The sequence below is a fragment of the Rhizobium sp. BK313 genome (genome assembly GCF_014193655.1).
Taxonomy (GTDB): Bacteria; Pseudomonadota; Alphaproteobacteria; order Rhizobiales; family Rhizobiaceae; genus Rhizobium.
On record NZ_JACHZQ010000001.1, the window covers coordinates 2,533,257 to 2,558,651 of the forward strand.

The following is a 25,395-nucleotide window of genomic DNA, read 5'->3' on the forward strand; positions in this document are numbered from 1 at the left end:
GGGGAAGGATCCCCAAAACAGGGTTCGAGTTACCTGCTGCGCCGCGCGTTCACTAAGGCGCGCCGGGACGCAGCGGCGCATAGTCTTTCCCCTAAATCGGTACCAATTTAAGGGGTTATGCGCGGACCCCACGGTCAATTTATAGCGATCTCATTCTTAACCCAGGATTAACCACCGATCCTTACCATTGTTTCATGAAGGGATACCGGCAGACTCGCGTTCTGATTTGCAGTTTCCTGATGATCCTGGCGCTGCTGGGATCGGCTTCCCGGCTTGCGGCCGGTGAGAACCAGCCTTGGAACGATCCCAAAAACGCCCTCATTGTCGATGCCTATGAGTTGAATACCATCGATTGGGATCAACTGCTGCAGGACAAACGCATTGCGGCCTTCATCTCCAAAGCCTCCGACGGCCTTCCTGAAAGTTTTACCTGTTTAGGCGATCACGCCGGCGACACGTTTGCTCACTGCAAGACGATGTGGCGTAAATATGCGGTCAGCCGCGAGCTATATCAGACCCGCCGCATGCTAGCGAAAATGAACGGCCTGCTTTGGGGCGCTTATCATCTGGGACGGCCTGGCAATCCGATCGACCAGGCTAATCATTTTCTCGATTATGCCGATCCGAAACCGGACGAGCTGATGGTGCTCGATATCGACGGGATGGACACGACCCAATTCATGTCGCTGGACGATGCACAGATCTTTGTCGGTCACATCAAGGTGAGAACCGGTCGTTATCCCATCCTCTACACCAACCACAACACCGCCCGTTACATCGCCGATCACCGTGATGATTATCCGATCCTGTCGCGGTTGCCGCTGTGGTACGCGCGTTATAAGCCGGATGTGAAAGGCACCTTCCCGCTCGGCAATTGGGACAATTATGCACTCTGGCAATTCTCCTCGTCCGACAATTGCTCGGAGAAGACCTGTCCTTACCGGGTGCCGGGGACGCTCATCGATATCGATGTCAATGTCGCGCCGATGACGAAGGTGCAGCTCGCGAAGATCTGGCCGCAGGGCGATCTGCTGCCCGCCAAACCGGAGCCTGCGCCCATGATCATCGCCAAGGGGCCGAGCTGTACCGGCTCGCTGCAGACGCTCGCTTCGCTGATGATCGATCCCATCGTCACCGCCGCTACCCAGCCTAAGCCGGTCGAGATCAACGAGCTGAATTATCAGGATTTCTGATTCTCGCTCTTGAGAACGATCCTGTCTGAAATTCGCCTCACGCCTTTCACCGCGCGGTCCGTCAGCTCGGGGCCATACTCAGGCTTCTATCTGCACATCCGACTTGGGCCGCGAGCAGCAGGCAAGGATATAGCCTTCGTCGATTTCGTCGTCGAGGATGCCGCCATTGTGGCTCATCTCGACCTCACCCGACAGTTTCATCACCCGGCAAGTGCCACAGAGACCAGATTCACAGGCGGCGCCTATGCGCACACCGGCGCCGCGCGCAGCCTGCAGAATCGTCTGCCCCGGGGCGCAAGCGACATCCTTGCCGGCCATGGTGAAGCGGATCGAGGTCGCCGCCTCCGTCGACGCGTCATCGCTGACCTCGGCCAGTGGCGTTGCCGCCTGTGCCGGCTGGAAGCTTTCCTGATGGTAGCGCGCCATGTCGAAGCCATGGGCTTCCAGCATGGAGCGGACGGCGTCCATGAAGATTTCCGGGCCGCAGCAGAAAATGGTGCGTTCCATGAAATCAGGCGCCAGCAGTCCGATCTTCGCCTTGTCGATACGGCCTTTCAGCCCTGACCAGAGATCTGTGCGGCCGCAGCCCTCGACGATGAAACCGAGATCGAGGTTTGGCATGAAGCGGGCCAGATATTCCAGCTCCGAGCGAAAAATGATATCGGCGGGGCTGCGCGAGCAATTGATGAACGTGATGTCCGAAAGTGGTGCGGTGTCGGCCATATAGCGCGTCATTGCCATCATCGGCGTGATGCCTGAGCCGGCGGAAACGAAGAGATATTTTTCGCCGGGATGACGGACATGGCTAAAATCGCCAAGGGGACCAAAAGCCCGGATGCGCATGCCGGGCTTCAGGTTCTCAAACATCCAGCGCGTGCCGATGCTGTCCTTCTGCGCCTTCACCGTGACGGCGACAGAAAAGGGCCGCGACGGCGTGGACGACAGCGTATAGGTGCGCATGACCGGCTCCGGAGCCGTCGGCAGTTCCAAGGTCACGAACTGGCCGGGCAGATAGCGGAACCAGTTGTCCTTGTCGGAGCGGAAGGTGAAGGTCATCACATCGGGCGCTTCCGGCGTTGCCGAGAGGCATTCGAGCAGATGCTGCCTATCGCTCCAAGGCTGCATCTGGTCCAAGTGCTGATGACGGAGAGAGACGGACATATTCATAACTCAGGCGACCGCCGACAGCTTGGCCTGATCGCCCTGCAGCCGATTGATCATGAAATTCGTGTACCATTCGACGAACTGCATGACGCCGCCCTCGTGGATTTCCGAATAAGGACCGGGCTCATAGGCCGGCGAGCGGATGCCGAAGGCGTTTTCCTCGACGATGCGGCGGTCCTGGTCGTTGGTTTCCGTCCAGACATGGGTCAGCTCTTCGAGATCGTAATCGACGCCTTCGACTGCATCTTTGTGCACCAGCCATTTGGTGGTGACGGCAGTCTCCTCGGCGCTAATCGGCAGCACGCGGAAAGAGATGGCGTGGTCGCCGAGGAGGTGATTCCACGTCGTCGGGTAATGGAACAATAGCATCGTGCCGATGTTGTTGATTGTTACGTCAGGGGACAGCGGCCGCTCGACGGCGCGCTGGCCGGACATGGTGTAGCTTTCAGCCCCTTCGATCAGCGGCATGCGGGCGGTGCGGAACTGGCCATCCTGCGAGAGCTTGAATTCACTCGGCAGGCCGGCGGCTTCGCAGCGCTGCCAGTGGTCGGTGATGACGGGATCGCTCATCGCCCCCTGCACGCCGCTGACGGTCGGCGCTTCCGGAAAAGTACGACAGAGCTCCGGATGATTGGCAGCGCAGTGGTAGCACTCGCGATTGTTTTCCCATACGAGCTTCCAGTTTCCCTTCTCGATAATGGTGCTCTGGAAGGCGACCTTGGCCTCGCCGATACGATGCGGCGCTATATAAGGCTCGATCGTGGTGCGGACCGAGGAGAAGTCCGGGGCGCTCTTCGCGAGACAGATGAAGATATAGCCGCCGACGCTTTCGCAATGGACTGGCTTCAGGGAGAATTGGCTCTTGTCGAAATCCTCGGCCATCTGCCGAGCGAAAAGCAGCGAACCGTCGAGCTCATAGGTCCACTGGTGGTAGGGGCAGACAAGCTTGGCCGAAGAACCGCGCTCGGACGCGCATACACGCGAGCCGCGGTGGCGACAGCTGTTGTGGAAAGCGCGGATGACCTGATCTCGGCCGCGGACGATGACGACGGGATAATCGCCGATCTGGACGGTGAAATAATTACCCGCACGCGGCACTTCGCAATCATGGCCGATGAACAGCCAGTCGCGATAATAGATCGTCTCCATGTCGAGCTTGAAATAATCGGGATCGGTATAGAAAGGCTGCTCCAGGCTGAAACCCTGGCGACGGTTCTTCAATTGCCGCAAAACATTGGTGCTGATATCCACTTTGCCTATCCTTGCGCAGTACCAGGCAGCAGGCAGAGGACATGCACCGGTCGGCCTTGGACGGCTCAACGCGTTGCCCCGACCGCCCGCCGCGGTCAGTAAATCTATCACCCCAAGGCTGGTTTCCGGGCTCTGGAGCGGTCCTCGAAAGAACCCCATGGCGCCTTCCCAGGCTGTCTCAACCCAGTGGCTTTATCTGCCATGCCTCACTCCACCACCGTTGCGGGGGCAGCGCCGGATTTCGACCGGCTTCCCAATTCTCCGCCTCCCTAGCAGACGGCACCTTGAGATTGACGCCATCATAGCTGCCGCGTTGTTAGCCGCTCTGCTGCAATGCGACATCAGGTTCGAAATTGGCGACAGCGAGGACAACGCCAGTGCAGCCGGTCATGCGTGCCGAAATATCGACTGACAATTCAATCTGTTACGGTTCGTGGAAATACACGATCTTTCGCATTGGTCGCCCGACATTGGTGACGCTTTGTCCTGATTGCGACAGGCGGTTCCGGAACCCATTTCACGGTAGGTCTTGAGCGGCGGAAAGCGCACGCAATACCGCAACTGCGCGCTCCGCATCGGCGGCCGGTACGAAGATATGATCGTGATAATAGGCCGCAACGACGTTTGCGCTGATGCCGTTGCTTCCGAGCGCGGTAGCGAAGGCCGCTGTCAGGCCCACCGCCTCCAGCGAGGAATGGACGTCGAGCGTGATCATCCGCATCGCCGGCTCGGTCGGCAACCCAGCCTGCCGGGCGGCCTCCAACGGAACGATCAACGTCAACCCTTCCTTTTCTTGAAACAGGCCGATCGGCTTCAAGTGGAGATAATCTGCGAGCGTCGTCGCCGGCACGCTGCAATAGACGAATGTTCCTTCGACGAGATTCGGCCGCATGCTGGAAATCAGCAAAGCAAGATCGGTAATGCCCGGCATGGCTCTGATCCCTTTCAGTAGTCCGTCAGCACTCGCTGCACTCAAGCCCGGCTCAAGCTAGGCGATCTATCAACTGGTATCCATACCCATACCGTGAGTGCCGCCATGGCCAAGCTCAGATATTTCGACGCCAAGAAGTCCGTAGAACCGGAACCGGAATTACCCGCGGCCTCACATAGCGAATTCCTGCGCACCGGCCGCATCACGCGCGAGAGGGCGCATTGGCTAGCCGAGGAGCGGCGCTATCTCACCCATCAGGAAGTGGCCGAACGCACGGCGAACAAGCTGCGGAACGCCGGCGAAAAAACTCATGACAGGCTGAACAGCTTTCACCAGTCGATCCGTTTCCCCAAGATGATCTTTCATCAAACGCTGAAAGATACGCCGCATCTCGGATACTGCCATGTGACCGCGGCGCGAACGCAATTCGCGCAATATGAAGAGGTGAGCTGGGCCTTCTACATCGCCAACTTTTTCGCGCGCATCGGCCAGAACGACGCTTTCTTCGAAGATATCAGCCTGAAATATTCGCGGATGTATTTTGCCGTTGCCGTCCACCCGGACCAGGAATCGCCGGAGAAAAAGCTGACGATCAACCGCGAGGTCAGGGGCAACGGTGTGCTCTTCCACACCCACGATCCGCAGATCGCCGTCCGCAACGTGCTGCTGCTCGGCGCCCGCAACGAACAGCTCCGCGACATCATTCGCCAGCTTTGATCATTGATCCCCAATCTTGAAAAGCATAAGAACTGCCTGAACTGCAACCGGTCAGGCCATGGCACGACATATAGACATTCTGCAATACCCCGAAACAGCGATCGCTACGGCGTCAGCGACGCTCGCCGACGGGTTGCCGATCGGGCTACCAACCGAGACGGTCTATGGGCTCGCCGCTGATGCCACCAATCCGGCCGCAATCACCCGCATCTACGAGACCAAGGGCCGGCCGCGCTTCAATCCGCTGATCTGCCATATGAGCGATCTCGCCATGGCGGAACGATATGCGATCTTCGACCCGATCTCGCGAAAACTGGCGGAAGCCTTCTGGCCTGGTCCGCTAACCCTTGTGCTGCCGCTGCGGCCGGAAAGCGGCATCCATCCGCTGGCGACGGCGGGGCTTGATACGGTGGGCATCCGCGTGCCGCAGGGTTTTGCCGGCGAGCTGATCCGCGCCTTCGGTCGGCCGCTTGCCGCCCCCAGCGCCAATACCTCCGGCAAGATCAGCGCCACCAGCGCCGATCATGTTCATGACGATCTCGGCGAGCGGATTTCACTGATCCTCGACGCCGGCGCTTCGATCGTCGGCGTCGAATCGACCATCGTGAAGGTCGAGGACGGTGAGATGCGCCTGCTGAGGCCGGGCGGACTGGCGGCGGAAGAGATCGAACGGGTCGCAGGTCAGCCGCTCAAGCGCAAGAATGGCGCCTCGCCGGCTATCGAAGCGCCGGGAATGCTTGCCTCGCATTATGCGCCGGGTGCCGCTGTGCGGCTCGACGCGACGGCTGTTTTGCCGGGCGAGGCGCTGATCCGTTTTGGACGCCCAGATATTGCCGGCACGGAGAATGCCGCCATCGTGCTCGATCTTAGCCCGGCCGGCGATCTCTCGGAAGCTGCCGCCAACCTCTTCGACTTCATGAAACGAGCCGACGGCAGCGGCGCGGCAACCATCGCCTTTTCCAGCATTCCCGACGAAGGCCTCGGCGAGGCCATCAACGACCGGCTGCGCCGCGCGGCCGCGCCCAGAGAATAAATCCGGTCAAAAACAAATCGGCAAAGGACACGCCATGAGCAGCTCCGCCCCCTCCTCCGCCCTTCTCGACCGCTTCGTCGCTATTGTTGGCGAAAAGCATGCGTTGCGGGAGGCGTCTGATATCGCGCCGCATCTGATCGAAAACCGTGGCCTCTATCATGGCGCATCGCCGCTGCTCTTAAAGCCCGGTTCGGTGGAGGAGGTTTCGGCGATCCTGAAGCTTGCCAGCGAGACCGGCACGGCGATTGTGCCACAGACAGGCAATACCGGCCTTGTCGGAGGCCAGACGCCGCGCGAGGGCGGCTCCGACATCATCCTTTCGTTGGAGCGCATGAACCGCATCCGCGACATCGATCCGGTGGGCAACACCATGGTCGTCGATGGCGGCTGTATCCTGGCCGATGTACAAAAAGCCGCAGAAGAGCATGGCCGCATGTTCCCGCTATCGCTTGGCTCGGAAGGCTCGTGCCGCATCGCCGGCAATCTCTCCACCAATGCCGGCGGCACGGCCGTTCTCGCCTATGGCAACACGCGCCAGCTCTGCCTTGGCCTCGAGGTGGTGCTGCCGACCGGCGAGATCTGGAACGGCCTTCGGCGGCTGAAGAAAGACAATACCGGCTACGACCTGCGCGATCTCTTCATCGGCGCCGAGGGAACGCTCGGCGTCATCACCGGCGCGGTTCTGAAGCTTTTCCCGCAACCGCTCGGCCATCAGGTGGCCTTTGCAGGTATACAGTCGACTGAGGACGCGCTGACGCTATTCAAGAACGCCTCCAGCCTCTGCGGCCCCGCGCTCACCGGCTTCGAGCTGATGCCGCGCATCGGCGTCGAGTTCACTGTGCGCAATATTCCCGGCGTTCGCGATCCCCTGGAAACAGTCCACCCCTGGTATGTGCTGATCGATATCTCCACTTCGGATTCGGCCGAAACTGCCGAGCGAATGATCACGACACTGTTGGAACAGGGGTACGAGGCCGGCCTGGTCCAGGACGCGACCATCGCCAGCTCCGAGGCGCAGCAAAAGGCGCTATGGCATATGCGTGAAAGCATGTCGGACGCGCAAAAGCCGGAGGGCGGCTCGATCAAACACGACGTCTCCGTGCCGGTCGCGCAGATTCCGAAATTCATGCACAAGGCGGAGACAGCTGTGATGGCGGCCATGCCCGGCGCCCGCATCTGCGCTTTCGGGCACATGGGCGACGGCAATATTCACTACAACATCTCGCAGCCTGTTGGAGCCGACAAGGCGGAATTCATCGGCCGCTGGCGGGAGATGAACAAGATCGTGCACGGTCTGGTGCTGCAACATGGCGGCTCGATCTCCGCCGAACACGGCATCGGACAATTGAAACGCGACGAACTGGCCTCGATCCGCCCCGAGATCGAGATGGACCTGATGCGCCGGATCAAGATGGCGTTCGATCCGGCTGGCGTCATGAATCCGGGGAAGGTTTTGCGGGTGTAAGAGGCTCTGCACGCTTAGAGTTTAGCGGCATCGGGTAGTTGTCGGAATAGCCGCCGCTGGCTTCCCCCGGTGGTCTCAGCGAACTTTAGAATACAGGAAAGCGTCCCTCGGCTCATCGGACACATTTGGATGAAAGAGGTACCGTCGAAGCAACGCTTCCTGCGTCATGCCAGCCTTTTCCATCACACGCGCTGAGGCCACGTTCATGACATCACAAGCTGCCTCGGTGCGATAGATCATCGGATGGGAAAGGGCATGCTTGACCGCCCAATGCACCACTTCACTCGCAACTCCCTGTCCCCAGCGGTCCTTTCGAACGAGCCAACCGTACGAAACTCTTGGTCCGAACAGACGCGCGTCAATCCTTCCGATCAGTTCGCTCGGCGCATCTCGTGAGCAAATTACCGCTGGAAAGGTCGCGCCGCCTTCCCAATCCCGATGGGAGCGTTCCGCAGCTTCCCGCGTCTGGGAAAGCTCTGTATGAGGACGCCAGGTAAGATATTTCGTCACTTCGAGATCAGTAGCCCAACCAGCGAAGATAGCGTCGGCATCAGACGGCAGTATTCGTCTTATAAGAAACCGATCCGTGGAGAATTCCTCTGGAAGTCGATAGGTCGGGTTCATTCTGTGGTCCTTGAGTACTAATCGCGCTCATGTCAGCGTCAGCGGAGCGTAACGCTCAGAAAGCATGATGGCTTGCTGAGGCGGTGCGACATACTCCCAACAATCTCCCCCGTTGTGGGGGAGATGTCACGACGGTGACAGAGGGGGCAGCGGAGGTTCGGCATATTCGGAACCCTGCTTCTTCCCCCTACTCCATCAATCATAATCCTCATGGCTCGGCTGTGCTCCGCCGCCATTCCGGTTGCCGGAGATGATTTCGCGCTTGCCGACGTGGTTTGCCGGGCCGACGAGGCCGTCTTTTTCCATGCGTTCTACTAGCGAGGCGGCACGGTTATAGCCGATGCCGAGGCGGCGTTGGATGTAGGAGGTCGAGCACTTCTTGTCGCGCATGACGACCTTGATCGCCTGCTCATAGAGATCGTCGCCATCTTCTGAGGCGATTGCACCCTTGTCGAATACGGCGGTGTCTTCTTCCTCTTCTTCGTCATCCTCGTCGGCGGTGACCGTGTCGAGATATTCCGGCCGCCCTTGGGTCTTCAGATGAGCGACCACCTTTTCGACCTCTTCATCCGAGACGAAGGGACCGTGGACGCGAGAGATGCGGCCGCCGCCGGCCATGTGCAGCATATCGCCCTGGCCGAGGAGCTGTTCTGCGCCCTGTTCGCCGAGGATTGTGCGGCTGTCGATCTTCGAGGTCACCTGGAAGGAGATGCGCGTCGGGAAGTTTGCCTTGATCGTACCGGTGATGACGTCGACCGAGGGACGCTGCGTCGCCATGATGAGGTGGATGCCCGCAGCACGCGCCATTTGCGCCAGACGCTGGATCGCGCCTTCGATTTCCTTGCCGGCGACCATCATCAGGTCGGCCATTTCGTCGACGATGACGACGATGTAGGGCATCGGCGTCAGGTCCATTTCCTGCTGTTCTTCGATCGGCGCGCCGGTGCCCTTGTCGAAACCGGTCTGGACCATGACATGGATCGTCTCACCCTTTTCGCGGGCCGAGGCGACACGGCTGTTGTAGCCGTCGATATTGCGCACGCCGAGGCGTGACATCTTGCGATAGCGATCCTCCATCTCGCGCACCGCCCATTTCAGCGCCATCACGGCCTTCTTCGGATCGGTGACGACGGGGGTCAGAAGATGCGGGATGCCGTCATAGACGGAGAGTTCGAGCATCTTCGGATCGACCATGATTAGGCGGCACTGTTCCGGCGTCATGCGGTAGAGCAGCGACAGTATCATGGTGTTGATGGCGACCGACTTGCCCGAGCCGGTGGTGCCGGCCACGAGCAGATGCGGCATCTTGGCGAGTTCGGCGATGACGGGTTCGCCGCCGATCGTCTTGCCGAGGCCGAGCGCCAGCTTGTAGCCGCTCTTCTCGAAATCCGAGGACTCGATCATTTCCCGGAAATAGACGGTCTCGCGGGTGACGTTCGGCAGTTCGATACCGATGACATTGCGGCCGGGAACGACCGCGACGCGGGCCGAGAGCGCAGACATCGAGCGGGCGATATCGTCGGCGAGGTTGATGACGCGCGAGGATTTGACGCCAGGAGCCGGCTCGAATTCGTAGAGCGTCACGACCGGGCCGGGACGGACATGGATGATCTCGCCCTTGACGCCGAAGTCCTCCAGAACGCTTTCAAGAAGGCCGGCATTCTGTTCGAGCGTTTCCTGCGTCATGATCACGCCGGAACGGGCCACAGGCTCTTGCAGCAGTTCGCGGGGCGGGAATTCATATTCGCCCTCACCGCTACGGGCGATCGGCCGCCACTCCGGCGGCGTCAGGGCTGCGGGCCGGCGCGGCGTGATCTGCGACGGCGGCGGATCGATAAGACGCTGCTTGGCGGCTTCGACGGCGGGAATGACCGGCTTTGCCTCGACAACAGGCGTCGCAGCAACCGGCGCCGATGTCCGAACCGGCATCGGAGCAACGACCATGACGGGAGCCGGCGACGGCATGCTCGAGTCCGGAGCGGGCTGCGGCTCGGCAGCGGTCTCGACTTCATTGGCGAAGACGGCCGTAACGAAGGCGGGCGGTACGAAGGCTGCAGGCTCGATCGTTTCCGGTTCGATGAGGGTCGGCGCGGCCACTTCGACCGTTGCCGGCAAGACAGGCGCCAATGCAATGGCTTCCAGTGCGGCGAGCTCGTCGATTACGAATGCACTGATCAGGGCTGCCTCTGCAACAGAGTGGGGTTTGGCCGGCACACCGACGGCAACATCCTGCGAAACAACGATCTCTTGCGGCATCTCCGCGACAGGTGCCGGACGGCGGCATTCGACCACGCGGAATTTCGCGACGATCGATTCGATTTCAGCCTGGACCTCAGGAATGTGCAGCGGCTGAATCTGCGTTCCCTTGATGGCGGAGAGGAATTCGCTTTCGAAGGGCATGGCGTCCCAGAAGGCGAAATCGGAGAGATGGGCGAGCCGCGACTCGACCACAGGCGCGGCGAAGGATTTTTCAACTTTCGGCAGTGACGGCGAGGCATCCAGCGCGATCGCGGGAGCCTTATGAAATGCGGTAGCGATGACGGTCATCTCCAATGCGTCCGGCTCCATCGCCGGAGATTTCTGAATTACGGTAGGCTTGTAGGTCTCAGCCGCGAACGGCATGTCTTCCCATAGCGGCAAGTGGAATTCGACCGACTGCTCTTCTTGGGGAGTATCGGTCGAGGCCGATGATTCGATTACCGGCGGCTCCATGACCCGCATCGCGGCATGGCCCGCGGAGGGGTTTGTCAAGCTGGGCGCAGGTTCGGCGGGCGGGCGCCGGCTGATGATCTCGGTCTCGCGCGTCCGGGTGAAACGGACGTTCGGCCCCATCAGAAAGGCGTTTTGCCAGCCGGGTGACGCAAGTTCCTCGGCGGAAATCCCATGCGGTGTGACAGGCATGACAGGGCCACTTGCCGCGGTGCTGGCCTGCAAGGCCTCTACGATCGGTTTTGGTGCTGCGGCGATGCGCAACCGTGCTTCTTCGGCGAGCCGCAGTTCTTCGGCGCGACGCCGCTCTTCAGATTGACGCTTTGCCTCGCGCGCGTTGCGGATCTTCTCTTCTAGAAATGCGCGGCGTGCGGCGATCTGCTCGGCTCGGCGGGCCTCTTCCGTGACCTGTTCCGGGTCCGACCCACCCTCCTGCTGGAAGCCGGTTGCCGCATTCGAAATGTTCATTCGGGAAAGACGCATGAGACCTGCAACCCAGTCATTGATATTGCCGATGGCTTCACCAATCGAATAGGGCAAGGACGGTTAATAAGTTCCTTCTTATCGGCGCCGAATGCACTTATTCCGCGTCTCCAAGGCTAGTAGAGCGGTCCATATCGGCACGACTGCAACAGACGCGCAGACTGCTCTCGCGCCGCACATCAAAGCAGCGCGAATCGATCCCCAATTTTGCGGAACCCTTCGCTATTTATTGGAAAGCTGCGCGATTGAGAGCAGCGTATCGGCGCTGATTCCGACGCTTGAAGAACCGGTGAGAATCGACAGGGCGGGCGAGCTCGATGACGACGTGGTGCTGTTCTGCAGATCGTACATCGCTGAGAACCGCTGGAGCAGTTTGGTGACCTTGTCCGGATCCTGCAGGTCGGTGACATCGATATACTTGCCCAGCAGCTTGGCCTGCTGATCGACATCCATCGACGAGATCGAGCTCGGCAGGCTGAAGGTCGTCGTTATGACCTGGTAGAGTGCGCTGTCGCCCATGATATCGTAGATGGAATGGATATCCGGCGCCTTGCGCTGGAAGTAGAGTGCCAAGCGCACGCCGGCGTTGGTCTGCCCTTCCTGATCCTCGAGGGTCTGGTGCAGGAAGAGGTCGTTCGTCTGGGCGATCGTGCCCTGGTTTTGCGCCGTACCCAGTTTCGCGTCCGTCAGGTTTCCCTTCGTGTCGAAATTGAATGCGTTGACAATGTCCTTGAATTGAGCGCCGTCGGCCGTGTTGATGAAGCTCTTGGGATCTGACGGATCGGAGGCGAAAGCCTTCTTCAGCGTCGCGGTGGTGACGCTCTTCGGGTCAATGCCGTTAGCGGTCAGGATGAAATCGGTGAGCTTGCTGTCGGCGAGAAGGTCGCTGACATTGGTAATCTTGACGATATTGGTCGCAAAATAGGTCCCCGCCGTCTTTGCGTCGCTAGAGGCCTTTGTCGCCTGAGCACCCGTCAGTCCTGCCGTGCTGCTACTGGAATATTCGGAGATGTAATTATTAATCTGTGTTTGCGACAGCGCCTGGACCGGCTGCTTCAGCTTGCCGTCACTGTCGAAATTGAAGGCCTTGGCGAGATTGGTGAAACGCGGATCCTTGAGCGAGCTGACATAGCTTTTCGGATCATAGGGATCGCTTTCGAGAACCTTCTTCATCTGCGTCTTCGACATCTCATCCGGGCTGATGCCGTAAGCGCGCAGCGCCATGTCGTAGAGATCGGGCAGATTATCGTTGGACTGGTCGCTGTCTGCGGCAGCATTTGTGGCGAAGAAGTCGTTGATATTCTTCACGTCGGCAATGCGGTTCTTGTAATTGTTGACCGCGTCGGTGGTCAGGGACGACTGCGATGTCTTGTAATTTTTCATGTAGGCGGTCGATGCCGCATCGATCGCGTCCTGGGACTGTGCCGTGTCTCCGGTTGCCAAGGTGCCGTCCGCCTGGAAATTGAACGCCGCCACGACATCGGTGAGACCGAAGATCGCCGCCGTGGTGGAATCAGCGAAGGCATTTTTGAATACGACAGCGGGGGTGGTCGGATCGAGCCCATAGGCTGTCTTGATATAGTCGAAGAGCCGCGGGTCCGAGGTCAGTTGGTCGACCGAGGTGATGGAGCCGATGTGATCCTTGTAATAAAGATCGTTGTCGGTAGCGCCGACATCGGTCGTGAACGAGGGAACGGTGGAATTGTAAGCGCTCATGACATCGGCCGCCTGGCCGAGCGTCTGTGGGCCGCCCGGATAATTGGTTGCGTAGGCCGCCGTCGTCGTACTGATCTGAGCAGCGGTCTGCGCCTGCGAGCCGCTGGCGACCGTGCCGTCGGTCTGGAAATTGAACTGCGCCAGCACATCGGTCAGCCCGTTCGACTTCGCAACACCTGCGTCCTCGGCCGAGGCATTGAATTGGTCGGCGGTGATATAGACCGGGATGTCGAAGGCGGTTTTGACATAATCGAACAGCTTGGGATTGGAAGTAAGCTGATCGACGGACGTGATCGTGCTGATCTGGCTCTGGTAGTAGGCCGTATCGGCGTCCGGCGTCGACGTCTTCACCGTTCCGTCGGCGTTGAAATTGAATTCCGCGACGATCGCCTTGTCGGCCGCACTGCCATTTTGATTTACGAAGCTGTTCGGATCGCTGATATCGCTCGTCAGCATCTGTTTCAGGAACGAGTTCGACACATTTGTCGGGTCGATCCCATAAGCCTGCAGCACGTAGTTTCGCAAGCGCGTGTTACCCAGGAGATCATCCACGGTTTTAACATCGCTGATGTGCTGGCTGTAATAATTTGTTTCGGTGTCAGCGTTGGTTTCCTCAGTCGTAAAGGACTGCTGGTAGAGGCCGACGAGATCGTCTTCTTGTTCACTGGTTTGTGCTGTCGAATCGCTGCCCGTGCCGAAATTGAACGCCGCAGCGAATTCCTTGTAGCGCGGATCCGTCAGCTTGTTTGCAAAACTGCTGGAATCGCTGAGGTCGCTGGTCAGCACCTGTTTCATAAAGGCCTTGGCATAGGTCATGTCCGAAAGACCGTAGGCTTCCATAGCGTAGCTATAGAGCTGATAGTCGTTCATGAAATCGTCGACATTGGTGACCTTGCCAATATTGGCATTGTAATAGTCGATCTCGCGCTTGTTCTGCGCCTGCGATGCCACCTGATTGAGCGTCGTCGTCATATTCCTGGTCGCGATCGAGTAGCCAAGATAGGTGGATATCATCAGCGTGAGTCCCAATAAATCTCTAATATACGCGAGCGAATCTGTCGGTAGTATCGCAGCTAAACCTTACCTGAGACTTACAATACTTCAGCCGTTGCGTGCACCAAGTCGGTACAACCGATTGCGCCGTGCATTCACTTTATGGAAACCCTGATGCATTCGATTTTGCTAACCATTTGAGGACGCAAAGTTTTCTTAACCGCGATTTTTAAGCTGTCTGGAAGAGCCGCCGCCTAATCTGCATCCCAACGAGAGGACAAAAAGTTCTCCGTAAGAAGACCGGAAAACCGGCTCTCAGGTAAAGCAAGGGTAGAGATTAGATGACAAATACCGTCCTGAAGCCCGATTGGGCTGGAACCACACTGCGGCTTGATCCGACGCGCTTTCCGCAACAGGTCAGCTATGCCATGCGAGGTGCCGCGGGTGATGTCACCATCACGATCGACGAGCGCGGCGCTGTGCTGCGCAAGATTTTGCCGTCCAGCGGCCTGCCGCTGTCGGTCGCACTGCCAAAGCGTGCCTTCAAGGGCGTTGCCGCCCGCGCCATCGACCATGGCGACGGCGAAGTCACGGTGACGCTGGAATTGCACCATGAGGATCCCGATCTCTGCATCCCCCTCCTCGTCGCCCATGACCTGAGCGACATCGCCGCCGACTGGCGTTCGTGGTCGGAAGCATTCCGCATTCCGATGCTGATGATCGAAGCCGATGGCGTCGCGCGTCCGCTGGAAGAGCATCTGGGCGGCGTCGCTACCCGCGATATCCAGCCTCGTCGCCGCCACTCCTATTTCGCCAATCGCCGCCCGCGCTTCCTCGTGCGCCGTACGACCGGCAAGCTCGGCATCAAGATGAAGATCGAAGGCCGCGAGATCATCGCGCGGAATTAAGTTGCCCAGAACATGCGGATCACGCCAGCGTTCGATGTCCTGGTCCGCAACCGAAATCTCAGCATATCGTGAAAGATCGGCCGCAAAACCCTCAGTCTTGCGGCCGATCTTGCGACGACTCCAGCGTAAGCTCCATGGTGATGGTCCGCTCATCGCCATGGTAACTATCCCTTACGGCTTTAAAGCCGATTTTGGAGTAAAACGGTTCCGCGGTGATGGACGATGGTACTGTTAGAACCGCTATATTATTGGTGCGCGCTGTCCGCTCAATTTCGGCCATAAGCCGGGTTCCGACTCCTTGTCCTTGCACCGAAGGAGACACGAACACTGTGCGGACCACAGCGCCGTCGAGGCTGGCAGTGCCCACGACCTCTCCACCTCTTATCGCGACGAAAACTGTTCGATTGCCCATCAATCTTCGCACCGATGCGGGATCGAAGCTCTGTTCGACGCGGGCGATTATGTCCTGCGAATAATCCTTCGCACTGGTTTCGCGAAGGGCAGACAATATTACCACGCTGATGGCTTCAGCCTCGCTCTCGCGAGCCAACCGAATTTCGCACTCCATCGAGGTATTGCATCCCCCGCTTGTCGCTAAGACCTCAGACCCGATTTATTCTCATCACGGAACGAGAAATAGGAACGACAGGAAGAGGCCCGCGAATATGATGAGGCCGACCTTGCTGTTGGATTTGAACAGGGTCAGGCACTGTTGTGCATCATTGATGTCGAGCACGGCGATCTGATAGGCGAACATGCCGCCGGCAACGAGAAGGCCGACATAGGAGAGCCATCCTGCTCCCGCCAGCGCAAAAGACAACAGCATCAGCACCAGCGTCGCGCCATAGAGGCCGACCAACCAGAGGCGCGTCCTGTCGCCGAAGAGCCGGGCGGTGGAGCGCACGCCGATCAGCTCGTCATCCTCCTTGTCTTGATGGGCATAGATCGTGTCATACCCGATCGTCCATAGAATGGCGGCGGCATAGAGGACGATGGGAGCGAGCGACAGGCTGCCAAACAGCCCGGCCCAGCCCATCAACGCCCCCCAGGAAAAAGCCAGCCCCAGGAAGAACTGCGGCCAGTCGGTAAAGCGCTTGGCGAAGGGATAGAGCGCGACGACAGCAAGCGACAAGACGCCGAGAATGACGGCGAACCAGTTGAACTGCAGCAGGACCAGCAGGCCGACCAGCGCCTGCAGCGCCGTAAAGATCTTCGCTTGCCAGCGCGTCACACGACCGGACGGCAACGGGCGTGAGCGCGTGCGGGCCACTTCCATATCGATCTCATGATCGACCAGATCATTATAGGTGCAGCCGGCGCCGCGCATGGCGACAGCACCGATGAAATAGAGGATGAGGTGGTAGATCAACAGAAAGCCGGGCGAGGCCTGGCCCGCAGCTACAGCGGCATTGGCCGCCAACGCGGCCGACCAGAAGCATGGCCACATCAAAAGCTGCCAGCCGATCGGCCTGTCCCAGCGCGCGAGCTGCGCGTAGGGCCAAAGCGCCGAGGGCAGGACGCGGTAAACCCAGTTGCCAGACGGAGCGTCGGCGACGCGCCCGTTGATGTCGTCTGTCTTTTGCATAGGCAACTAGTAGTGATATCTGTCGCCTGCGGTCAAGCAGCGGGGCTGCAGCCCCGCTCTTTTCTCAGTTCAGCGTGAAATTGAATTTGTAGCTGGCGGAGACACCGACCAGCAACTGGTTGCGGTCGCCGCGCTCGCGCACGAGGCTGCTGTCGGCAGCCGGGCCAGTCAGGCGGGTGTATTCGACGAAAGCGCTCGTGGTCCAGTTCTGTGTCGCCTTCCAGGTCAGCGCGCCGCCGGCGCCGACCGACTTCACGCCGCCGCCCGGATTGTAGCGGCTGAGGCCTGACGCCGCAGACTCCTTGGCATTAACGCCATAGTAGGTGTCGAAATAATCGGTGGAGGCGAGCGTCATGCGCGGGCCGCCGGAAAGGCGCAGTTCCGGCGTGATATCGGTGAAGGCGTCGACGGCGGCGTCGGCGACGATGCCGCTATGCGCGCGAATGCCCTGCCGGACTTCGACGCGGGCGCGGAGCCAGTCGGTGGGATAGGCTTCGACGAAACCGCCAGCTTCGACACCCCACTTGACCTTCTTCAGACCTTTCAGCTCGTGACCGTCACTGGAATCGCGGCTCGGCACAAATCTGCCGACGAGACCCGCCCGAAACGCGCCGTTTTCGATCAGAGCAAAGGAGGGGCTGTCGTTGCGTGAGGAGTATCGCGGGCCGGGACCTTGCTTTCCAACCGAGATCAGTGGCGACCATTGCAGCTTGTTATGCTTGCTGCCTTCGAATTTCGGTGCCGTGAAACCGGCTGCACCGACGCTTAGGTACCAATCACCCGACCAAAAGTGCTGACCATCCCCAGCCAAAGCAGCGCCCGTAGAGGCGGCAAACAGGCTGAGGGTGAAAAAAAGACGCGATTTCGCAAACACAATGCAACTCCACAATACGCAATACAAAGGGCCATGAACGGCCCTCAGAGTTGCCGCAAATTATCCAGATCGCGTTACCGCTCTCTTAACCAAACACGATTGAATTCGGGGGCGACGGCGAAATTTTTAATGCGGCTTACGCTAGCTCGGGGCCTGCGCCGATGTGTCGCGGTGATTTAAATTCAGCATGCGTTACTCAATCATAAGTAATGATCTGTCGCGCAAAGATTAAGTAATTCCTTACTAATATAATCAAATTAAGAGAGCGGAATGAAAAATATATCCTTGATTTCTCTCAGTGCATTTATCGGCATCGGTGTAGCGCTTTCAGGCTGTGTCAGCACGCCACTTGATGGAGCCAAACAAAACCAGTACTCCCACAGGGCCATCTCCGGCAAGAAGACGGCGCTTGGAATGGCCGCTTCGGTGAAGCGAGACTGCACATTCAACTCCTATCCCTATACGGGAATCCTCAAGCAACCCAGCCACGGCAAAGTGACGTTCGAACATGGCCCGGTTCGCGTCAAATACGACAAGGACAGCGACGTTTATATCTGCAGCGGCAAGCCGGTTGAAGGCACAACGGTATATTACACGTCCGATCCTGGCTTCACCGGCACGGATCAGTTCACCCTACGCATGACCGTGTTATATGCGAATAAAGTCAACGACGAGAATCTGACCATTCAAGTGGTCAAATAAAACACGTACCGTCTCCGCGTGGTGGGCAGGAAAATCAAAACGCCGGGCCATGGAAACCCATCGCCCGGCGCGAACTTAAAAAAACAGCAGACGTTTAGAACGTCACCTTTTCCAGCGGCGCACGGGTCGCCTCGAATTCCCTGAGCTTCGCCTCCCGCTCGGCAATGTAATTGCGGTTGTCGGGAACGGCGAACTGGTTCTTGGAAAGCTGGATCTGCATGATGAAGAGCTCGTCCCAGCGGAAGCCCATTTCCGAGCCGGCCAGATAGAACTCCCACATGCGGAAGAACTTCTCGTCGTAGAGCGCGACGGCCTCGGCCTTGCGCGCCACGAAACGATTGCGCCAGTGCCGAAGCGTATGGGCATAGTGCATCGGCAGGATTTCGACGTCCTTGACGAGAAGTCCGGCCTTTTCCAGCGGTGGCGTGGTCTCGCCAACAGACGGAATATAGCCGCCCGGGAAAATATACTTCTCGATGAAGGCGTTCGTCGCAAAGCTCGGCTTCGGACGAGCGATGGAATGCAACACCATGACGCCGTTGTCGTCGAGTAGCTCCGAAACCTTCTTGAAGAACTTGCCGTAGTCGCCGATGCCGACATGCTCGAACATGCCGACCGAGACGATACGGTCGAACTTCTTGCCCGTCATGTAACGGTAGTCCTGCAGCTCGAAGCGGACGCGATCGGACAATCCGCGCTTGGCGGCGCGATCGCGCGAGACTTTGAGCTGCTCTTCGCTGAGCGTAATGCCGGTGAAATCGAGGCCCGGGTTGGCTTCGGCAAGATACATGCCCATGCCGCCCCAGCCGGAGCCGATCTCCAGTACGCGCTGGCCGGGCTCGACCAGCAGCTTGGCGGCGATATGGCGCTTCTTGGCCAGCTGCGCCTCGTCCAGGCTGATGCCAGGCGGCACGAAATAGGCGCAGGAATATTGCCAGTCCTCGTCGAGGAAGAGATCGAACAGCTTGGCCGACAGATCGTAGTGATGCGCAACATTGTATTTGTTGCGGTTGATCGGCGAGCGGCTCTTGATCTGCTGCCAGGCGATACGGCCGATCAGCAGCGCCGCCATGCGCAGGTCAAAGATTTCGTTGGTGGTGTTCTGCTTCACCAAAGAGAGGAATTCATAGATATCCCCCTGCTCGAGAATGAAGCGCCCTTCCATATACATTTCGCCCAGCTTCAGAGTCGGATCGCGCGCAATCGCGTCCTCCGCCTGCTGGTCGGCCAAGCGGACGGCGACTGTTTCGCCGGATCCATCGCCGATCATGTGCGTCTCGCCGGAAGCGAGTGTAAGTTTCAGGGAACCCTTACGGATGATTTTCTTGACAATCGAGAAGAGTGCCGACGCCATGGACGCCTCGCATATTATGACATGACATTGAGGCTGACTTTAGCGCCTCACAGCATTGTGGCAAGCTCACCTTTTCGCACTCTTTGGCACTCTGGCAACAACTCTGCCAGAGTGTGACATTCTTGCACTGACTCTCGCTAAGTGCTTATTTTCGCTTGAGTGCATCTGCCAGAGCCGCACCGAAGCTGCCCTGTTGTTCCTGCTTTGAGCGACCGTCATGCCTACCGCCAGCGTTGCGCGCACCATTTTGTTCGCGCGACTCACGTCCGGGCGCGGCGGCCACAGTGCTGCCATCTTTACGCATGGTGAGACCGATTCGTTTACGTTTGGCGTCGACCTCCACAACCTTCACTTTCACGACATCGCCCGCCTTGACCACTTCATGCGGGTCCTTCACGAAGCGGTCGGCAAGCTGCGAGACGTGGACAAGACCGTCCTGGTGGACGCCGATATCGACGAAAGCGCCGAAGGCGGCGACGTTGGTCACGGTGCCCTCCAGCAGCATGCCGGGCTTGAGATCGCCGATCTCATTGATCCCCTCGGCAAAGGTCGCGGTCTTGAAGCTCGGGCGCGGATCGCGGCCGGGCTTTTCCAATTCGGCGATGATGTCGCGCACCGTCGGCAGGCCGAATTTTTCATCGATGAACTGGCGCGGATCGATCGCCTTCAGGATGGCTGAGTCGCCCATCAGGCTGCGCAGATCACGGCCGCAGGCCGCAACGATTCTCTTGGCCACACCATACGCTTCCGGATGCACCGATGAGGCGTCCAGCGGCTCCTTGCCATCCGGGATGCGCAAAAAGCCGGCGCATTGCTCGAAGGTGCGCTGGCCGAGGCGGGCGACCTTCAGGAGGTCGCGGCGGCTCTCGAAGCGTCCCTCGCCGTCGCGATGCTTGATGATCGCGTCAGCGATCGACGGGCCGAGACCGGAGACGCGGGCAAGCAGCGGCGCCGACGCCGTGTTCAGGTCCACGCCAACCGCGTTGACCGCATCTTCCACGACGGCGTCCAGCGAGCGTGACAGCTTCTGCTGGTCGACATCGTGCTGATACTGGCCGACGCCGATCGACTTCGGTTCGATCTTGACGAGTTCCGCCAGCGGATCCTGCAGGCGGCGGGCGATGGAGACCGCGCCGCGCAGCGACACGTCGAGGCCGGGAAATTCCAGTGCCGCAGTCTCGGAGGCGGAATAGACGGATGCGCCGGCTTCCGAGACGATGACTTTCGTCGGCTTCGGCGCCGGCAGATCGGCCAGCATGTCGGTCACCAGCTTCTCGGTCTCGCGACTACCGGTGCCGTTGCCGATGGAGATCAGCTCGACCTTATATTTGCGCGCCAGCGCGGCCAATGTCGCCTGCGTGCCGCGCACGTCGTTTTTCGGCGGGAAGGGATAGACCGTCGTTGTCTCCAGAAGTTTGCCGGTGCCATCGACCACGGCGACCTTGACGCCGGTGCGGATGCCTGGATCGAGGCCCATGGTGGCGCGCGAGCCGGCTGGGGCCGCAAGCAGCAGATCCTTCAGATTGCGGGCGAAGACGTGGATAGCTTCCTCTTCGGCGCGTTCCCGCAGCTCGCGCATCAGATCCAGCGACAGCGACATGGAGAGCTTGACACGCCAGGTCCAGCTCGCCACCTCGATCAACCAGCGGTCGCCGGGTTTGCTTGCGCCGATCTCGTAAGCCGTCGCGATCATCCGCTCGACCGGCTTGTTCGGCGAGACGGCATCGACGTCGATTTCGATGGTCAGCGTCAGTATCTCCTCATTCCAGCCACGCAGCATTGCGAGCGCGCGGTGGCCCGGAGCCGTTGCCCAACGCTCCTGATGATCGAAATAGTCAGCGAATTTCGCGCCAGCCTCCTGCTTGCCGTCTACGACCTTAGCTTTCAAAGCCGCATTTGTTTTCATGTAGGTGCGCAGCTTGCCGAGCAGGTCGGCATTTTCGGCAATGCCTTCGGCGATGATGTCGCGGGCGCCTTCGAGCGCCGTCTTCATGTCGGGCACGTCAGCCGTGATGAAACCTTCGGCGAAGGCAGCCGGCTCCTTGGAACGGTCGGCAAGAATGGTATCAGCCAGCGGGCCAAGGCCGCGCTCCCTAGCGATTTCGGCGCGGGTGCGGCGCTTTGGTTTGTACGGCAGATAAAGGTCTTCCAGCTCGGCCTTGGTAGCGACCACGGCAATCTTGCGCATCAACTCGTCAGTCATCTTGCCCTGGCCGTTGATCGACTCGACGATCGCCGCACGGCGGGCTTCCAGCTCGCGCAGATAGACGAGGCGTTCCGCCAGCGTGCGCAACTGGCCGTCATCGAGACCACCGGTCACCTCTTTGCGATAGCGGGCGATGAACGGCACCGTCGCACCTTCGTCGAGGAGCTCGATCGCGGCCCTGGCCTGATCGGGACGGGAATTGATCTCAGTGGCGATGGTTGCGGCAAGAGAGCGGATGTCAGCGGCCATATGATTCTCTGAACTGGACAAAGGTGATGGGACCATAAGCATGATCCCGAAAAGTGCGAAGCGGTTTTCGGACCAGATCATGCCGATCCGAGCAACTAACGCGGGACGACGATTCGAAAACCAGCATCTCGCATTAGCGGCACAAAAAGGCGTGGCAATGTTGTAGCCTACGACTCCACAGGATTTGCCGCTTGACCTTTGGTCCAACGGCCCTTAACCGCGCAAATGGACGTAAGAGAAGGGCAAGCCATGAAAGTTCTGTTGATCGGATCGGGCGGACGCGAGCATGCGCTCGCCTGGAAGCTGGCGCAATCGCCGCTGATGACCGAATTCTACGCAGCGCCCGGCAATCCCGGCATTGCCGAACATGCGACACTTGCCGCCATCGACATCGAAGATCATGACGCGATCGCCGCCTTCTGCAAGGAAATGACCATCGACTTCGTCGTCGTAGGTCCGGAAGCGCCGCTGGTCGCCGGCCTTGCCGACCGGTTGCGCGCCGAGGGCATCGCCGTCTTCGGGCCGTCTGCCGCTGCCGCGCAGTTGGAGGGTTCCAAGGGGTTCACCAAAGATATCTGCGCCCGCTACAATATCCCGACCGGCGCTTATCAGCGCTTCAACAACGCGCCGAAAGCGAAAGCCTATATCCGCACGCAGGGTGCGCCGATCGTCGTCAAGGCCGATGGGCTCGCTGCTGGCAAGGGCGTTACTGTCGCCATGACAGTCGAGGAAGCGCTTGCAGCCGTCGATGACTGCTTCGAAGGCGCCTTCGGAGCCGCCGGCGCCGAAGTCGTGATCGAAGCCTATCTGGACGGCGAGGAGGCGAGCTTCTTCTGCCTCTGCGACGGCAAACACGCGCTGGCTCTCGCCACCGCCCAGGACCACAAGCGCGTCGGCGACGGCGATACCGGCCCGAACACCGGCGGCATGGGCGCCTACTCTCCCGCCCCGGTCATGACGGCGGAGATGATCGAACGCACGATGAAGGAAATCATCGAGCCGACGATCCGCGGCATGGCGGAAAGCGGCCATCCCTTCTCCGGCGTCTTCTTCGCCGGACTGATGATCACAGCCAAGGGGCCGGAGCTGATCGAATACAATGTCCGCTTCGGTGATCCGGAATGCCAGGTGCTAATGATGCGGCTGAAGAGCGACCTGCTACCGCTGCTTCTTGCCTGCTCCAACGGCACGCTGGATCGGGTCAACGCCGAATGGAGCGACGATGTGGCACTGACCGTGGTCATGGCCTCGAAAGGCTATCCTGGCTCCTATGCCAAGAACACGCCCATATCGGCTCTGCCGGCCGACGGCGCCGGCGCCAAGGTGTTCCATGCCGGCACAGCCCTGAAGGACGGTGCATTGGTCGCCACAGGCGGTCGTGTGCTGAACGTCACGGCGACCGGCAAGACTGTCAGCGAGGCGCAAAAGCATGCCTATCGCCTGGCCGAGCAGGTGCATTGGGAGAACGGTTTTAAACGCAACGACATCGGCTGGCAGGCAATCGAGCGTGAAAAAGCTTGAAGCGTAAACGCGAGCCTGTCCCGATTTCTGCGGTCCACTAAACTTTTACCTAATCTCCTGACGGGATGGAAACAAAGGGACGCTAATCTCTCCGCAATGTAAGACGGAGTGGTTTTGTTATGCGTCCTTTCATCCTGACCTTGGCTTTTGTGCTGGCCGGCGGCTCGGCCATGGCTTCGTCGATCCAGTCTATCGATAGCAAGACGGAAACCGGCGCCGGCAGCATCATCGATAAGGTCTGCGCCGATTGCCCTGCCCTCAAGCCGCAAATGGTCAAGAAGGACTATGTGGTGCCGGACCTCTCGCCTGGTACGCAGTCCATCGTCATCCGCGACATCGATGGCCAGAAGAAAGTGGTGCGCACCGAGGCCTGGATGGGCGGTTCACCGGTTGTCTTCATCTCCAAGCCGACACCGGAGGCTTTGGAAGCCGCCGGTGCTCCGGCCGACGGCATCGACCTCACCGCGAAAACCGCCGCGCTGCCCGAGTCCGCCAAGGTAAAGACACCCGTGCCGCTCGATCTCTCCGGCTTTCAGCTTCGCCAGTAACAATGGCTGTTTGACCCCGTTCCCTGCCCCGCCCGGCCAAGGTTTCGGTCGACGGGGTCCGCCGTAAGGTGGACCAATGCGCCCCTGAAGAGAAGCAGGGGCGCATTCGTTTTGTATAGACAAAAATAGAAGCTTCGCTCGCGACTCAAGATAATATTGAAGAGAATTCAGTATTATTTATTGCGATGCAACATTGAGACTGCTTAAAATTGCTTAAATTCCGACCACGCTGTTTTGATTAAAACTTTATTAGACATAAAGCGCGATTTTGACTGCACCGGACAGCAGCATGTCATTTCGAGCAGCGGCAAGCGTATTGGGTTCTCCCAGGCGATCGCACAGGCGGTAGGAAACCGCGCCGGTATTCACTCTACCCTGTTGCGAGGCATTATGAAGAATCTCAAGATCGCACATCAGCTTTTCGCCCTTGTCGGCATCCTTATGGCTGCCTTTGCCGTGGCGACCTATTTCCAAATCAAATCGCAAGCCGATTCCATCTATGATGATCGTTTCGACATGCTTCGCACGCAGGTTGAATCCGGCATTTCCATTCTGAATACGTTCTATCAGCGTGAAAAATCCGGCGAGATGACGCATGAAGTCGCTCAAGCCGAGGCCGTCAAGGTTCTCTCGCATGTCAGCTTCCAGCCGGCGGGTTACATCTTCGGCTTCGACTTCAACGTCATCCAGCTGATCAATCCGAGCCCTGTCAATATCGGCAAGGACATGTCCGGCCAGGTCGACAAGCGTGGCACCTATTTCAGCAAGGAACTGGTCGAAAAGGGTATCAAGGGCGGCGGACGGACGATCTATTACTGGAACAAGCCCGGGCAGCCCGACGATCAGGTCTTCCTGAAGGGCAGCTATTCGGCGGCATTCCAGCCCTGGCAGATCGTTCTCGGCTCAGGCGTTTACATGGATGACCTCGAAGCGCAGGTTCACACGACCATGTGGCATGCACTGCTCGTCTGCGGCGCTGTCTTCCTGGTCGGCATCGGCGCGGCGCTCTACTTCATCCGCGGCATCACTAAGCCCCTGACGGAGGTTCACACCGCGCTGAAGGCTGTTGCCGACGAAGACGTGAAGACCGCGATCCCGCATGTCGGCATGCGCAACGAAATCGGCCTGATGGCCAAGGCCACCCTGGCGCTGCAGGAAAAGATCCGCGA

At 59.3% G+C, this 25,395-nt stretch carries 20 protein-coding genes and 1 riboswitch; of the genes, 9 read left to right on the top strand and 11 right to left on the bottom strand.

Features of this window, described 5'->3' with window-relative positions; all coding sequences use genetic code 11:
* The first annotated feature begins 239 nt into the window (after positions 1-239).
* Complete coding sequence (locus FHT86_RS12340) at positions 240-1,193, top strand: glycoside hydrolase family 25 protein (RefSeq protein WP_246779430.1); 954 nt, start codon at positions 240-242, stop codon at positions 1,191-1,193.
* A gap of 78 nt (positions 1,194-1,271) precedes the next feature.
* Here the strand turns inward: FHT86_RS12340 and FHT86_RS12345 are convergent, their stop codons facing one another.
* The 3 genes from FHT86_RS12345 to FHT86_RS12355 all read right to left on the bottom strand — a co-directional run bounded on the left by FHT86_RS12345 (position 1,272) and on the right by FHT86_RS12355 (position 4,539).
* Entirely contained in the window at positions 1,272-2,360 is a 1,089-nt protein-coding gene (locus FHT86_RS12345) for a hybrid-cluster NAD(P)-dependent oxidoreductase (protein ID WP_133707007.1), read from the bottom strand.
* A gap of 3 nt (positions 2,361-2,363) precedes the next feature.
* The gene (locus tag FHT86_RS12350) at positions 2,364-3,608 is read right to left on the bottom strand and encodes an aromatic ring-hydroxylating oxygenase subunit alpha (protein ID WP_133707008.1); all 1,245 of its coding nucleotides are present in this window, start codon (positions 3,606-3,608) and stop codon (positions 2,364-2,366) included.
* 98 nt (positions 3,609-3,706) lie between these two features.
* Positions 3,707-3,910: riboswitch (cobalamin riboswitch) on the bottom strand.
* 215 nt (positions 3,911-4,125) lie between these two features.
* Complete coding sequence (locus FHT86_RS12355; RefSeq protein WP_133707009.1) at positions 4,126-4,539, bottom strand: ACT domain-containing protein; 414 nt, start codon at positions 4,537-4,539, stop codon at positions 4,126-4,128.
* A gap of 105 nt (positions 4,540-4,644) precedes the next feature.
* Here FHT86_RS12355 and FHT86_RS12360 point away from each other — a divergent pair, with 105 nt between their 5' ends.
* The 3 genes from FHT86_RS12360 to FHT86_RS12370 are packed head-to-tail and all read left to right on the top strand — an operon-like array spanning position 4,645 to position 7,754.
* On the top strand, positions 4,645-5,256 hold the full coding sequence (locus FHT86_RS12360) for a DUF6656 family protein (protein ID WP_133707010.1): 612 nt from the start codon (positions 4,645-4,647) through the stop codon (positions 5,254-5,256).
* Between the two features lie 58 nt (positions 5,257-5,314).
* Positions 5,315-6,289 (top strand): L-threonylcarbamoyladenylate synthase, encoded by a 975-nt coding sequence (locus FHT86_RS12365; protein ID WP_133707011.1) that lies wholly within the window; start codon positions 5,315-5,317, stop codon positions 6,287-6,289.
* A 34-nt stretch (positions 6,290-6,323) separates the two neighbouring features.
* Positions 6,324-7,754 (top strand): FAD-binding oxidoreductase, encoded by a 1,431-nt coding sequence (locus FHT86_RS12370; protein ID WP_133707012.1) that lies wholly within the window; start codon positions 6,324-6,326, stop codon positions 7,752-7,754.
* Between the two features lie 75 nt (positions 7,755-7,829).
* Here the strand turns inward: FHT86_RS12370 and FHT86_RS12375 are convergent, their stop codons facing one another.
* From FHT86_RS12375 to FHT86_RS12385, 3 genes are all read right to left on the bottom strand, one after another.
* Positions 7,830-8,378: a GNAT family N-acetyltransferase gene (locus FHT86_RS12375; protein ID WP_133707013.1), complete on the bottom strand. Its 549-nt coding sequence runs from the start codon at positions 8,376-8,378 to the stop codon at positions 7,830-7,832.
* A 195-nt stretch (positions 8,379-8,573) separates the two neighbouring features.
* Positions 8,574-11,000 (bottom strand): DNA translocase FtsK, encoded by a 2,427-nt coding sequence (locus tag FHT86_RS12380; RefSeq protein WP_409527586.1) that lies wholly within the window; start codon positions 10,998-11,000, stop codon positions 8,574-8,576.
* Between the two features lie 792 nt (positions 11,001-11,792).
* On the bottom strand, positions 11,793-14,300 hold the full coding sequence (locus FHT86_RS12385) for a DUF1217 domain-containing protein (protein WP_133707015.1): 2,508 nt from the start codon (positions 14,298-14,300) through the stop codon (positions 11,793-11,795).
* A 320-nt stretch (positions 14,301-14,620) separates the two neighbouring features.
* Between FHT86_RS12385 and FHT86_RS12390 the strand changes: the two genes are divergently transcribed.
* Positions 14,621-15,187 carry a DUF6101 family protein gene (locus FHT86_RS12390; protein ID WP_133707016.1) on the top strand — a complete coding sequence of 189 codons (567 nt, stop codon included), beginning with the start codon at positions 14,621-14,623 and terminating at the stop codon, positions 15,185-15,187.
* A gap of 91 nt (positions 15,188-15,278) precedes the next feature.
* On the opposite strand, the gene FHT86_RS12395 is transcribed toward FHT86_RS12390, so the two are convergent.
* The 3 genes from FHT86_RS12395 to FHT86_RS12405 form a co-directional block, all read right to left on the bottom strand.
* A complete protein-coding gene (locus FHT86_RS12395; RefSeq protein WP_133707017.1) occupies positions 15,279-15,755 on the bottom strand; it encodes a GNAT family N-acetyltransferase in 477 nt (158 codons plus the stop codon).
* 54 nt (positions 15,756-15,809) lie between these two features.
* Positions 15,810-16,772 carry a 4-hydroxybenzoate octaprenyltransferase gene (ubiA, locus tag FHT86_RS12400; protein WP_133707018.1) on the bottom strand — a complete coding sequence of 321 codons (963 nt, stop codon included), beginning with the start codon at positions 16,770-16,772 and terminating at the stop codon, positions 15,810-15,812.
* A 64-nt stretch (positions 16,773-16,836) separates the two neighbouring features.
* Positions 16,837-17,610, bottom strand: coding sequence for a MipA/OmpV family protein (locus FHT86_RS12405; RefSeq protein WP_246779483.1), 774 nt, complete (start codon positions 17,608-17,610; stop codon positions 16,837-16,839).
* Between the two features lie 306 nt (positions 17,611-17,916).
* Here FHT86_RS12405 and FHT86_RS12410 point away from each other — a divergent pair, with 306 nt between their 5' ends.
* Entirely contained in the window at positions 17,917-18,348 is a 432-nt protein-coding gene (locus tag FHT86_RS12410) for a hypothetical protein (RefSeq protein ID WP_133707020.1), read from the top strand.
* A gap of 94 nt (positions 18,349-18,442) precedes the next feature.
* On the opposite strand, the gene FHT86_RS12415 is transcribed toward FHT86_RS12410, so the two are convergent.
* Positions 18,443-19,702, bottom strand: a complete 1,260-nt coding sequence (locus FHT86_RS12415) for a cyclopropane-fatty-acyl-phospholipid synthase family protein (protein WP_133707021.1) — start codon at positions 19,700-19,702, stop codon at positions 18,443-18,445.
* A gap of 145 nt (positions 19,703-19,847) precedes the next feature.
* On the bottom strand, positions 19,848-22,157 hold the full coding sequence (locus FHT86_RS12420; protein WP_133707022.1) for a Tex family protein: 2,310 nt from the start codon (positions 22,155-22,157) through the stop codon (positions 19,848-19,850).
* A 249-nt stretch (positions 22,158-22,406) separates the two neighbouring features.
* Between FHT86_RS12420 and purD the strand changes: the two genes are divergently transcribed.
* From purD to FHT86_RS12435, 3 genes are all read left to right on the top strand, one after another.
* Complete coding sequence (purD, locus tag FHT86_RS12425; protein WP_133707023.1) at positions 22,407-23,678, top strand: phosphoribosylamine--glycine ligase; 1,272 nt, start codon at positions 22,407-22,409, stop codon at positions 23,676-23,678.
* Positions 23,679-23,797: 119 nt separating this feature from the next.
* Positions 23,798-24,226: a plant virulence effector HPE1-like domain-containing protein gene (locus tag FHT86_RS12430; RefSeq protein ID WP_133707024.1), complete on the top strand. Its 429-nt coding sequence runs from the start codon at positions 23,798-23,800 to the stop codon at positions 24,224-24,226.
* 441 nt (positions 24,227-24,667) lie between these two features.
* Positions 24,668-25,395, top strand: a 728-nt coding sequence (locus tag FHT86_RS12435; protein ID WP_246779484.1) for a cache domain-containing protein, incomplete at its 3' end; no start/stop codon positions are given.